Consider the following 11,658-nt stretch of genomic DNA (forward strand, 5'->3'; position numbering starts at 1 on the left):
AAATTGGTTGAAAAATATTGGAAACTAATTGTTTTAATAGTCATGATTACTTTAGGAATTGGAACATTTTACGTTACATCTGCAAAGACAGTAACAACATATCCGGAATTTGGTATAACACATGTTAATGGTGATAAAGCAAAGATTGAGGAAGTAATTATTCAAGCAGATTATTTTCGACAAAATATTAATCAAGCTGCGTTAATTACAACAAATAATACCTTATATCGGAGTGAGTTTTCCTATGTCGAGCGCTTGGAAGGCGCATTTAGAGAACCTACCATAAAAAGGTGGGAAAAGGATTATAAATCATTTATGCGTGGAAAAAGGGGCTGGCTGGATTCGTTTTATGAGGATGAAAATTACCTAGTGTTTGGTGACATTAAGATAAATTATAACAATGTCGATGCGTCAATGAAGGATTCCAAGCTATATGTTGCACGCTTAGATAAGAAAACCGGTGAAGCAACATCCTTTGAAGTAAAATTGCCAAACAGTGGTGAGTATTACTTTGCTAATTTACAGGATATCCAATTCGTGGACGGAAAGCTAAAGCTAATTGCGATGAATGGGATGGAAAACGGGGGAACAGCGGTGCATATGTACACCCTTGATATGAAATCAAAGAAGCTGATTGGTGATGAGCGAATAATTGGCCCTGAAGCGCTACCTGATAATCAGAATACAGAAATAATGATGCTAGGGCAGGAATTTATGACACATAAACCGAACGAGTATGCAGTATTTCGGAAAGTAGTAATAGATGAGACCTATAGTAAGGAAGGAGATTATCAGCGGCAAGAGTTGGCAAATGAGCTTATCGCTTATCACTATGCTTCTGGAAAAACAGAGCAGCTTAAATTACCCAAAAAGTTAGAAGAACAGGGACAGGTGAGCTTATTTGATGGGGCGCATTTATATTATACAACGCCAAATGAAAAAGGAATTGATGTTATCGTCTATAGCATTACAAATCAAAAAATCAAAAATAATTATCTGGTTGCAATCCAAGTCGGAGCTAATGAAGAGTTACCATATATGACAGTAAAAGATGATGTGCTATATGTTATGAAGCGTATGGTAGATGAAGAGAACGGAGCAACCATTCAAGCGTTCGATGCGATGACAGGTACGTCTGTATATGAAGGAAAGATTGGATTGAAAGAAGAGAATAAAGCGGTGGATGAATTTCAGCTGTACTTATCGCAACTTCAATTTGATGAATGATATGGAAAGTTAATTTTGCAAAACAGAATAGAAACCGTAGGAAGTTATCATGATATTTCGCATTCATTTTATTGGTAAACAAATGAAAAAAAAGAAGGCGCTAGATAGGGGAAGATGATTTGATTAATGTAAAAAAGCTTAGTCATCAATTTGTTTTAGGTAAACGTGGTAATCAAACAACGCTCCCAATATTACAGGATATTTCCTTCCATGTGAATAAAGGAGAAATCGTCACAGTTGTTGGAAAGAGTGGGTCAGGGAAATCGACGTTATTAAATTTAATAAGCGGATTTATTCGACCTACACAGGGTGAAATTTGGATTGCGGATCAGCAGGTTAGTCAGTTTTCAGAAGCGGAATTTGCTGATTTTCGATTGCAGCATATGGGATTTGTTTTTCAAAACTTTCAATTGATCCCAAGTATGACAGCCTTTCAAAATATTGAATTACCATTAACCTTGAAAGGTGAGCCGGAGGAAAAAAGGAAAACAATTGTCATGGACCTACTTGATAGAGTCGGACTACTTGCTTATAAGGATCATTATCCGAGTGAATTATCTGGTGGGCAGCAGCAACGAGTCAGTATAGCGAGAGCTTTAGTACTTAATCCACCTCTGATCTTAGCTGACGAGCCAACAGGAAGTCTTGATAGTGAAACAGAAGCAGACTTGCTCGAATTAATTACACAGTTAAATGAAGAACTAAATTTAACGTTCTTAATTATTACCCATGATGATGAGGTAGCCAAAATTGGTCATCGAACCATTCAAATACAGGATGGAAAACTCCTAGAAGGGAGTAATATCCAATGAGGTGGAAGGATCAGTTTCGTTTTATCCGACAAAATTTAAAAAAGAATCGTGTTCGAACATGGATGACGATTTTTGCTACAGCAATTGGTTGTGCATTTTTAATTGTATTAGCTTCGGTAGGTTATGGCTTGCAAAAGTCCATCGTGAAGGATGCAATGGAAGAACAGATTGTTACGCAAATTAATGTACACGGGATAGAAAGAGATGAGCAGTTTAAACCGGTAACAATGAAGGATATTCGCTATTTAGAATCGGTTGATGGTGTGCGGGCCGTGACACGCAGAAACGATTTATACCAAATTCCACGTTTTTCTGTTGATGGTTATCGTACAGAGGCAAGTGCTATTGCAACGCATTTTCCATCAGAAAAACAATCAGGGCTAACCCTTTCAGAAGGAAGGTTACCAGAGAAAGATAATGAAGTGGTCGTTGGATACAATTTCTCAAGCTATTTAGCTTCTGAGAAGGAATTAGATCAAAAGGATATTTACGATGAGCAAGGAAAAATAAAAGCAGAATATCGTTATGACAGTCCTTTGCTTGGAAAGACCCTTGCCATGACCGTTGATAAGGAAGCAGAAGAAAAAGTTGAAACGCATACGATTTCCTTAAAGGTTGTAGGGATTTTAGAAAAACCAACAAGAGAATGGTTTGAGGATCAAAATGTATATATTACACAGGCTGTCCTAAAAGATATAGAGAAATTTACAGGTACCTATCGTGGAGACCCAAGTGCAGATGCTGTTAAAGATGGATTGAACGAAGATGAACAAACGTTTGATCAAGTTAAGGTTTATGCAACAGATTTAGAATCGGTAACAGCTGTATCGAATCAGCTGGAAGAGAAAGACTATGCTATTTACTCTGTAGTTAGTGAAATGAAGCAAATAAACATGTTTTTTACAATAGCAAAGGCAGGGTTGATTCTCGTTGGAACGATAGCGGTATTAATCGCTTCTATCGGAATCTATAATACGATGACGATGGCTGTAACAGAACGCGCTCCTGATATCGGGATTATGAAAGCAATTGGTGCAAATCCAAAGACAATCAAGCAAATCTTTTTGTTAGAAAGTGGTTATATAGGGTTGATGGGAGCGGCGCTTGGTACAGGCATTGCGTATGTAACAAGTATTCTCATAAACACAGGCGTGCCACTTATATTAAGCATGGCGTTCGAGGAAGAGCTGCCAGAAGGACTACAGTTTTCTTCCATCCCACCGGGTCTCGTCGCTATCTCCGTAGCGATTTGCTTAATCGTTACCATTCTATCTGGATTACGTCCAGCAAAGCGAGCAACGGAAATTGATGTATTACAGGCGATGCGCCGTGAGATATGATTAATTAGGGTACAATAGTGCAAGCGCTCGGATAGAAATCGAGCGCTTGCGGTATTAGTACACTTCGAAATTTTGACCTGTTTGGCCACTGTATACACTTTTTAGATAGGCTTTGGCGATTCGTTTGGCAGGGACTGCTTCAAAACCAGGGAAGAAGCTTTCTAGTCGGTCTAACGATTCTTGAACAACCGTAGGACTAACACTGTTGATTCGGATTCCTCTTGGCATTTCAATGGCAGCCGCTTTTACAAAATGTTTGACAGCTCCATTAACCATGGCGATCGAAGCTCCTTGGAGAATGGGGTCATCCATCATCACACCAGTTGTTAATGTAAAGCTTCCACCATCTTTTACATGTGCTAAACCCAATAACACCAAGTTAATTTGTCCTTTTTGCTTGTAATTAATTCCGACTTCATTTAATTCTGGGGTCAGCTCTGTTAGAGGTGCAAACTTCGCACCCCCAGCAGCATTGACTACAGCGTCCACTTTACCGACTTTTTTGTACATTTCTTTAATACTGTCAACGGAAGTAATATCAACTTGAATGTCCGCACCATTTCTGCCTGCGCGAATAACTTCATTTTCCGCTTCAAGTTCTTCCACGACTTTTTGCCCAATTGTTCCACTTGCACCGATCACGAGAATTTTCATAAAGGCACCTCTTTTCCACTTTACCTAATGGCTACAAATAGGAGATTACCTTAATTTATGAAATTGATTGGCCTCATATGCTTTCGAAATCCGATTTTAAGAAAGGTGAATGGAATGCATTATTCTGCCATATGATGGTACACTTTCTTCAATTTTTCTTCAAGTAAGTCCATGTGAACAATGCGTGCTTCTCGTATGAATTCCTTTCCTTCTACAAAGAGCAGTAGGACAGGAACTGTAAAGATAGAAAAACGCCCTGCGACTGCTTCAACCTCATGTGCATCAAGATGGCCTAATTGGATTTGTGGAAATTGCTCCATCAAGGTTTGTACTTGCGGTAGTAATCCGTGGCAGACACTGCAATTTGGTTGAGAAATATATAGAAAAGCAAGTTTATTCGCTGTAATAAAGTGCTCGATTGCTTCCATTGATTGTAGTTCGTTAAATTCTCGCATTTCTTTCCCTCCGTTCTTACTATAATCATATCATCATTTTTTCATACAGACATCTTTCGTGTTTGCCGGAGGATGAAATGAGGCTATTAGATGATAAAAAGGTGGTAGTTTTGAAGGAAGTGCTGTGCATCGAAGGTTCGTGAGCTTATAGAGAAATTGTTATGAAAATCTCGATGGAAAAAGCAGCTTAACATAAAAAGTGGAATTACTGTTTGTTAACAGGGGTGGTATGGTGGAAGAGGGGTGATTGGATCTAGGCATTGAATGGACGAATAATCCTCTAAATCAATTGTTAAGCATATACCAGTTTCGCGAAATTGAATTGTTTTATATGGTGTCTTATGGCAGAAGAAATCGCAAAGCTTATCGCCGCCATCTGCAACAGGTAAGCCATTCGCATTAACGGGTTGAAGTAATTCAACTTGTACACAGCAGTGTGTGCCTTTTATAAATTTTTTAGCTTTTAATACAGGCGTTTCTAAGCAACCATAGTATGAATGTTTTGGATAGTTGTAGATAGGATGTTTGAAAATGCCGCTTGCAATAAAAGGTTTACAACTATATTTGCAATATAAAATGAACGGAATTATTGTCTTATCATTATTGTTCTTTCGCGGTGAAAGAAGTTGTTTAATGGAATTCTCACAGCTTGCTCTGCAATGGTGACCTTCGGCGGCTTTTTTATCTTGTGCTGCGACAATTTTATGGACTGTACTACAAACGCAATGCTTTTTGTATTCGTGATGGATCATGAACCTCACTCCTTTTTTATTAAGCGTATACTCTATTCTATGCTGTATTTTCATGAAGGGTTGTTTCATAGTCTATTTTTTCATTAATAGGGCTACTAGTGCTTTTTCAAAGGAAATATACGGATGGACTAGGGAGAGTGACGATGCAACTTAATATGCAAAGCATATAGATAATAGAAACCCTCACACATAGTTAATGTGGGTTCCATCTTCAACCTATGAGACATAGGAAGCTGGCAGTGCCGGCTTCCGATTATTTTACACCTATTAAGCTAGAGGCATGTAGGTTAATATCTAGTAAACGATTGTCCCTATAATGCGTGTGTGTTTTTGGTAGGATTGTATCGTATACCGTGCGTTAGAAGTCGATGCATATGTATACGGACAAGTTAGATTTACTGCTGTAGTGATAAGATAATAGAAAAACCTGCTTCTAGTATGGAAGCAGGCTAAAAATATTGATTCCTATGTATGGCGGAGAAGGTGGGATTCGAACCCACGCGGCGCTTACACGCCCTAACGCATTTCGAGTGCGTCCCCTTCAGCCGGGCTTGGGTACTTCTCCGAAGCATTTGATGATGCTGCGCAAAGCTCCCCGCATTTATTATGTGAATATATTATCATAATCAATTTTTCACATCAAGCATATTTAGTTGAGGGGTTCTGTTAGTTAACTTTCCATATTAACAATTTTTCAATCAGCTTTATCACGTCATGACTCATTTGATAGCTTCTTTATTTTTATTTGCAATAGGTTACAGTTACAAAGGAACTGTAACCTATTGTTTAGCTCTATTTAATCTCATCATATGCTTCCATTATTAAATCTTCCATAACATCTAAATACTTCTTCAGCATTTGCTCGCCCTTTTCCTTAGATGAAAGTGTAGCGTCTCCAAAAACACCGCTTTTGCTCAATTTCCCTAAAGAAATAGTCGATTTTCCGTATAAGTTTGGTTTTTTAGGATATTCATTCACAGCTCTTTCCATTTTAACTAGTTCAGGTTTTACTGCAAGCATTAATGAGGTTTCAAATTCACAAGCATGAATCATGCCATGCCATGTTGGAGATTCACAAACCTCGTTACGAATTTGTTCTAAATTAGGATAGAATAGATATATAATTGGCATTTCCAACTCATCCATTAGCTCTCTTGTAGCATATTTCATACTTGAATTATTGGAATCATGTCCATTTACTAGTATTAGTAGTTTCACCCCATAGCGCGAAACACTATGGGCTACATCTTTTATGATGTTTTCTACATTATGTTGTTGTATGGAAACTGTACCTGGAATGTCTCGCCACACCCAAGAATAGCCATAAGGCATCGATGGTAACATTAGTGCCCCAGTTCTTTCTGATAATTTTCTAGATATTGCTTCTGATAAATAAGTATCGACACCTAATGGCAGGTGGTGTCCATGTTGCTCGGTTGCACCTAAAGGAAGTATAGCAACAGGGGTTTCCTCGATAGCAGCAGACACTTCATCGCGGTTCATTTTTATAATTTCTTTAGCTCGTCCCAAGACTATGCCTCCTTTGTTATCAAGTGTTTAAATGTATTTGCATTTTCCTTAATCTTTTGTAAGTCGCTTTCTGTTGCCTCTCTTGGTACTAGATCGCTGCCAATGGCGAAGGCAGAATAACCAGCTTTTTTAAAATCAATAATATTCTCCTTCGTTACTCCACCCACTGCCATAAATTTCATATCTGGAAAAGGACCTTGAATGTTTTTTATAAATCCTATTCCTAAGTCAATAGCTGGAAAAACTTTAACAGTATCTATACCAAGACTAGCAGCTTGCATAATTTCACCTGGGGAAAATACTCCAGGAAAAACAACAACATTTTTTGAGAGTACATATTTTGTTAATTTACGGTCCCAACCCGGCGTAATAATATATGTTGCACCAGCAACTAACGCTGCATCTACTTGTCGCTCTGAAATTACAGTGCCTACTCCTAGATGAATTTCGCCCTTAAATTCTTTTCTAATTCTACGAATACATTCTAAGCCTTTTTCTTCTTCGCTTAATGAAACTTCTACCCAAGTAATATCTGACTCTATCAATGCTCTAGTAATGTTGACAATATTATCAGGATCGACACCACGAATAATTGCAATTAGCTCATTTTTTTTCATTATCCCACCTACTCAAACCGTGCTAACCAAGTTGCTGGATTTTTAACAAAAATAGTGTCGATATTCTTTTGGGTAATACCCTCATTTAATAATCTAGGAATGAATTTTTTTAATATAAATTCAAATCCAGGTCCCCCACCATAAGAGTGCAAGTAGCACTGACGTCCCATATCAGCAGAGATAAGTACGTTATTAGCAAACCCATTATCAATCAGGTTATGAATAAGTGACACGCGTGTGCTGTCAGGATAATACTTAATTTTACTAATCCCATCGAACTGTACAAACGCGCCTCTTTTTGCTAATTGTAAATGATAATATGGATCGCAATTCCTATCACTATGACCTACAGCAACTAACGATAAATCAACGCCTTCTTCTTCCAAAATATCGAGTAGTTCTATTCCCATTGTTCCGGCTTCTGTATGCAACCAAATAGGTGCTCCCGTTTGTAGCTGTGCTCTTGCAACAGCACGTGTAACTTTTTCCTCTAATGGATGAATTAGTTGATTCCAAGAACCAGACTTTAAGAATCCAGCTTTTGCTTCCGTTCCATCCATACCAATTGTTACATCCCTCACTAGTTTTTGTGTAATTTCTTCAATTGATAAAGCCTCTACCCAATTTGGGAAATATATATGCTTATTAAATCCAGAAGCTGCAATTACATGAACTTCTGTCTCCAAAGACATTCTTACTAGTTTGGATGCATCACGACCATAGTCTAAAGTTGTAGCATCTACTAATGTATTTCCTCCAGCTCTTTTAAAACGCCATAATTCACTTACACTTGCCTCATAATCCGTTAATTCTAAATCACGATCTTGTTGCATAGCAGGAGGATTGGTCCATAAATGCTCATGACTATATGTGAATCCAAGTTCTTCTTTTTCTATATCTCCTAAAACAGTTCTAATTTTTTTCATTAATTGTAACACTCCTTCTTTTGTAGTTGAATAAAGTAGAGAGAGTTGAATGGTTATTAGTAGCACAATTCTTTTACCGAAAACCATACGCGATAAGTTACTAGAATTATAAGCCTATCCCAAATAGTAAGCCTATTAATTTAATAAGAATAACTACTATTATGACATCGGGGGAGGCGAACCATAAACCGTTAATTCCATATTCAGAAAGTCCAACTAATGGATATGCTAGAGCAACTAATAGGGAAAAACTGAACCCTAGAAAAAATCCCGAAATAATTGATCCGCGTAATCCGCCTCTAGCGTTACCGAATACCCCTGCAGCTCCTCCCATAAAGAAAAGTCCGATTACAGAAGGCAAAACTGCAACTGGTAAGAAGCTAGATAGGAATGTAACTATTAATCCACCAACTAATGCTGATAGAAACCCGATTGTTACAGCAACCGGTGCATATGAATAAAAGATTGGAACATCAAGTGCTGGTTTTGCTCCGGGAACAATTTTTTCCCCAATACCTTTAAATGCCGGAACAATTTCAGCAAGGAACATACGAACCCCCATTAATAAAATTAATATGCCAACTACAAACTCTAAAGCTTCAAAAATGGCAAATTGATAACGATTAACGCCTCCAGAAATTTCATTCATAACATCTGGGTTAATAAAGCTAGCTGTTATCGAATAAACGCTGATCATAATAATACCCATTAAGATACTCATATCTTTTAGAAAATCGATGGATTTTGGAACCTTCACATCTTCAGTGGATAATGCTTTATTTCCGAGCTTTCCTCCTATCCATCCAGATAAAGAAATCCAAGAACTTCCCCAAAAACCAAAAGCAACATTATCATTTCCGATTACCTTACGTACGGAAGATTGAGAAATCGCAGGGAAAACAACCATTGCTACACCCTGAATAATAGAGCCTAATATAATTGTCATTACACTAGAAAGCCCCATTTGACTAAGTACAATTGCCATTGTTGCTGCAAAGGAAAACATCATGTGACCAGTTAAAAATATATACTTGAATTTTGTAAATCTTGCTATTAAAACATTAATTAAAAACGAGAAGATTAAAATGAAGGCGGTTTCTTTTCCGAGTACAGTTTGGACAGCTGCAGCAATTGCGTTATCTTCTGCAACAATACCAGTTAAGCCAAAAGCTTCTGTAAACATAGTGCTAAAAGGTATTAGTGAACCAACAATAATATTTGCACCTTGTTGAAGGATTAAAAATCCGAACAACGTCTTCATCGTACCTTTAATAATATCTGAGGTTGACTTTCTTAATGCAATCAATCCTAATCCAGCGATTATAGCTATAATAATAGATGGGTTACTTAAAATAGATACCAAAATATCGATCATTGCTATCACTCCTTAGATAGTTTTTCAATTATTGGTAGTACTTTTTCTTTAATTTCATTTTTATCTAATAGATTGTCTATAGAGATAACTGGAACACTCTCACCAGATAACTCGGAGGCAATTTCACTAGAAGCGACCATGAAACTACAATTTTTCCCTTTAGCACTCCCTAGATCTGAAGCTTCGCCATCTACTGTATAGCCGTGTTCTTTTGCCATCGCTTGAATATCCATTAATAACATTAAACTTGTACCAAACCCCATTCCACAAACACTAAGAATATACATTTTAACCCTCCTATATCGTTATTATTTTTGATAATTCAGTATAGTTACTTGCCTTTAAAATTTGTTCATGCGTACGTTGATCACCTAGTACAGTAGCTATTTTTTGCAGCATTTCAACATGGCCATTGTTTCCTATCCCAGTAATGGCGCAAACTAAATTTACCGGGTCGTTTTTTTCGTGACCAAATTCAATCGGCTTTTTTAATCTCAATAGAGAGAACCCTGTTGCGATAGCACCACGTTCCGGACGGGAATGTGGAATGGCTATCCCTGGTGCAATAACTATGTATGGGCCCACATTTTGAAATCCTTCTATCATTGCATAGGTATATTCTTCAGATGCATAACCTGCTTTGACTAATAAATCTCCACTTAAAAGAATAGCCTCCACAGCATCACTTACTTCTGCATCTAATAGTACGGCTTCCTCCCTCAATAAACTCATGTTATTCACTCCTTTATAATTCTATTACGATTACGTCCTGATACTTTTATATGGTATTCATATTTATCTGAGCGGCTTACCAACTCTACCAGCTCAAATGGAGTACCGTTTGGAAGATAAGTAGTTCTAGTAATATGCATTACTGCGTCATCAGGGGATATATTTAATGATGACGCTTCTAAATCAGTAGCAAGCCTAGCCCTAATCTGTTCATCAGCCTCTTCTAGTAAAATGTTGTAGTTTTCTTCTAGCTCTTCATATAATGACTCTCTAGTAAATCCTTTCTTTAGAAAACCAGATATATACTTTTCTCTTAAATAGTTAAACATTAATGCAATTGGCTCTTCATCTACGAGTCTAACTCTTTCTACACAAATAATTTTTTCATTTGGATGTAAACGTAATTTGTTCTTCATCTTTTTAGAGGGTTTTACTTCATAAATATTAAGCCTTTTGGTTTTAGTTTTTTTTCCTTTTAAATGCATTTCTTCCGTCCAACTGGTAATGCTATTAGCGTCTTGAACGATTTTGGTTGATATAACAAAAGTACCTTTCCCTTGTATTTTCTCAACATAGCCATCCGTGACTAACTCATCGATTGCTTTGCGAATCGTAATTCTACTCACTGCAAATTTTTCTTCTAATTCAGCTTCTGTTGGAATTACATCGCCGGTCTTCATACATTGATTTATTTCATTAAATATCTTCTGCTTAACTTGTTTGTATAAAGGGATATTAGTCATGTATAACAATGCCTCCTAACTTTATTAAAGGTTATAATGAATTATTTTTATATCACTATTCATCATAATGAATTTACCATAGAGAATTATACATGTAAAGGCTTTCATAAATATATTTATGAATTTTTATAAAATTATGGCGAATTAGTGTCGGTTTTACTAAGCTTTACTTTAGTAAAAGGCCAGTTATTTTATAATTTATATATATTACTTTGAAAGTGAATTTGAGGAGATAACCTTTATGGATATAAATACATAGGTTCTATGGCTAATCGAATAAACTGGCTCTATTAGAAGAGTCATCACATAAGGTATATTAGAAGAAAGATAAGTGGTTAACAAATTACTTCTAACTATAAATAATATTAAGAGCGCTCTATCCACTAAGGATAGAGCGCTCTATAAGATGCTGGTGAGAGGACTCGAACCTCCGACCCCTTCATTACGAGTGAAGTGCGCTACCAACTGTGCCACACCAGCGATTCATGAAAATGT

13 protein-coding genes and 2 tRNA genes are annotated in these 11,658 nt (G+C 37.0%); 3 read left to right on the forward strand and 12 right to left on the reverse strand.

From position 1 onward, the window contains the following. Positions 1-3: 3 nt before the first annotated feature. The 3 genes from QBK89_RS09450 to QBK89_RS09460 all read left to right on the forward strand — a co-directional run bounded on the left by QBK89_RS09450 (position 4) and on the right by QBK89_RS09460 (position 3,379). Positions 4-1,227, forward strand: coding sequence for a hypothetical protein (locus tag QBK89_RS09450; RefSeq protein ID WP_284140800.1), 1,224 nt, complete (start codon positions 4-6; stop codon positions 1,225-1,227). A 119-nt stretch (positions 1,228-1,346) separates the two neighbouring features. Continuing rightward, positions 1,347-2,039: an ABC transporter ATP-binding protein gene (locus QBK89_RS09455; RefSeq protein ID WP_284140801.1), complete on the forward strand. Its 693-nt coding sequence runs from the start codon at positions 1,347-1,349 to the stop codon at positions 2,037-2,039. Next, positions 2,036-3,379 carry an ABC transporter permease gene (locus QBK89_RS09460; protein WP_284140802.1) on the forward strand — a complete coding sequence of 448 codons (1,344 nt, stop codon included), beginning with the start codon at positions 2,036-2,038 and terminating at the stop codon, positions 3,377-3,379. The genes QBK89_RS09455 and QBK89_RS09460 overlap by 4 nt, the downstream gene beginning before the upstream one ends. A gap of 54 nt (positions 3,380-3,433) precedes the next feature. Here QBK89_RS09460 and QBK89_RS09465 read toward each other — a convergent pair whose 3' ends face one another. The 12 genes from QBK89_RS09465 to QBK89_RS09520 all read right to left on the reverse strand — a co-directional run bounded on the left by QBK89_RS09465 (position 3,434) and on the right by QBK89_RS09520 (position 11,643). Then, the gene (locus QBK89_RS09465) at positions 3,434-4,033 is read right to left on the reverse strand and encodes a short chain dehydrogenase (RefSeq protein WP_284140803.1); all 600 of its coding nucleotides are present in this window, start codon (positions 4,031-4,033) and stop codon (positions 3,434-3,436) included. Between the two features lie 119 nt (positions 4,034-4,152). Beyond that, complete coding sequence (locus QBK89_RS09470; RefSeq protein WP_284140804.1) at positions 4,153-4,488, reverse strand: thioredoxin family protein; 336 nt, start codon at positions 4,486-4,488, stop codon at positions 4,153-4,155. A gap of 215 nt (positions 4,489-4,703) precedes the next feature. Continuing rightward, positions 4,704-5,240, reverse strand: coding sequence for a CotY/CotZ family spore coat protein (locus QBK89_RS09475; protein ID WP_284140805.1), 537 nt, complete (start codon positions 5,238-5,240; stop codon positions 4,704-4,706). A gap of 472 nt (positions 5,241-5,712) precedes the next feature. After that, positions 5,713-5,805 (reverse strand) — tRNA-Ser (locus QBK89_RS09480). Positions 5,806-6,032: 227 nt separating this feature from the next. Further along, a complete protein-coding gene (locus tag QBK89_RS09485; protein ID WP_330949405.1) occupies positions 6,033-6,743 on the reverse strand; it encodes a creatininase family protein in 711 nt (236 codons plus the stop codon). A 29-nt stretch (positions 6,744-6,772) separates the two neighbouring features. Further along, positions 6,773-7,387, reverse strand: a complete 615-nt coding sequence (locus QBK89_RS09490; RefSeq protein WP_284140807.1) for a bifunctional 4-hydroxy-2-oxoglutarate aldolase/2-dehydro-3-deoxy-phosphogluconate aldolase — start codon at positions 7,385-7,387, stop codon at positions 6,773-6,775. Positions 7,388-7,395: 8 nt separating this feature from the next. Then, the gene (locus tag QBK89_RS09495) at positions 7,396-8,313 is read right to left on the reverse strand and encodes a phosphotriesterase family protein (RefSeq protein WP_284140808.1); all 918 of its coding nucleotides are present in this window, start codon (positions 8,311-8,313) and stop codon (positions 7,396-7,398) included. Between the two features lie 106 nt (positions 8,314-8,419). Next, positions 8,420-9,688, reverse strand: a complete 1,269-nt coding sequence (locus QBK89_RS09500) for a PTS ascorbate transporter subunit IIC (RefSeq protein ID WP_284140809.1) — start codon at positions 9,686-9,688, stop codon at positions 8,420-8,422. A gap of 5 nt (positions 9,689-9,693) precedes the next feature. Continuing rightward, a complete protein-coding gene (locus QBK89_RS09505) occupies positions 9,694-9,975 on the reverse strand; it encodes a PTS sugar transporter subunit IIB (protein ID WP_284140810.1) in 282 nt (93 codons plus the stop codon). A 10-nt stretch (positions 9,976-9,985) separates the two neighbouring features. After that, positions 9,986-10,420, reverse strand: coding sequence for a PTS sugar transporter subunit IIA (locus tag QBK89_RS09510; RefSeq protein WP_284140811.1), 435 nt, complete (start codon positions 10,418-10,420; stop codon positions 9,986-9,988). A 5-nt stretch (positions 10,421-10,425) separates the two neighbouring features. Then, the gene (locus QBK89_RS09515) at positions 10,426-11,163 is read right to left on the reverse strand and encodes a GntR family transcriptional regulator (protein ID WP_284140812.1); all 738 of its coding nucleotides are present in this window, start codon (positions 11,161-11,163) and stop codon (positions 10,426-10,428) included. A gap of 407 nt (positions 11,164-11,570) precedes the next feature. Further along, a tRNA-Thr gene (locus tag QBK89_RS09520) sits at positions 11,571-11,643 on the reverse strand. Positions 11,644-11,658: the final 15 nt, after the last annotated feature.

Source organism: Virgibacillus sp. LDC-1, from assembly GCF_030137545.1.
Lineage (GTDB): Bacteria > Bacillota > Bacilli > Bacillales > Amphibacillaceae > LDC-1.

What these genes read in the sequence shown, in the direction of transcription:
- QBK89_RS09460 (WP_284140802.1), top strand. Translation starts at nt 2,036, where the DNA reads ATGAGGTGGAAGGATCAGTTTCGTTTTATCCGACAAAATTTAAAAAAG.
- QBK89_RS09465 (WP_284140803.1), bottom strand. Translation starts at nt 4,033, where the DNA reads ATGAAAATTCTCGTGATCGGTGCAAGTGGAACAATTGGGCAAAAAGTC.
- QBK89_RS09470 (WP_284140804.1), bottom strand. Translation starts at nt 4,488, where the DNA reads ATGCGAGAATTTAACGAACTACAATCAATGGAAGCAATCGAGCACTTT.
- QBK89_RS09475 (WP_284140805.1), bottom strand. Translation starts at nt 5,240, where the DNA reads ATGATCCATCACGAATACAAAAAGCATTGCGTTTGTAGTACAGTCCAT.
- QBK89_RS09485 (WP_330949405.1), bottom strand. Translation starts at nt 6,743, where the DNA reads ATGAACCGCGATGAAGTGTCTGCTGCTATCGAGGAAACCCCTGTTGCT.
- QBK89_RS09490 (WP_284140807.1), bottom strand. Translation starts at nt 7,387, where the DNA reads ATGAAAAAAAATGAGCTAATTGCAATTATTCGTGGTGTCGATCCTGAT.
- QBK89_RS09495 (WP_284140808.1), bottom strand. Translation starts at nt 8,313, where the DNA reads ATGAAAAAAATTAGAACTGTTTTAGGAGATATAGAAAAAGAAGAACTT.
- QBK89_RS09500 (WP_284140809.1), bottom strand. Translation starts at nt 9,688, where the DNA reads ATGATCGATATTTTGGTATCTATTTTAAGTAACCCATCTATTATTATA.
- QBK89_RS09505 (WP_284140810.1), bottom strand. Translation starts at nt 9,975, where the DNA reads ATGTATATTCTTAGTGTTTGTGGAATGGGGTTTGGTACAAGTTTAATG.
- QBK89_RS09510 (WP_284140811.1), bottom strand. Translation starts at nt 10,420, where the DNA reads ATGAGTTTATTGAGGGAGGAAGCCGTACTATTAGATGCAGAAGTAAGT.
- QBK89_RS09515 (WP_284140812.1), bottom strand. Translation starts at nt 11,163, where the DNA reads ATGACTAATATCCCTTTATACAAACAAGTTAAGCAGAAGATATTTAAT.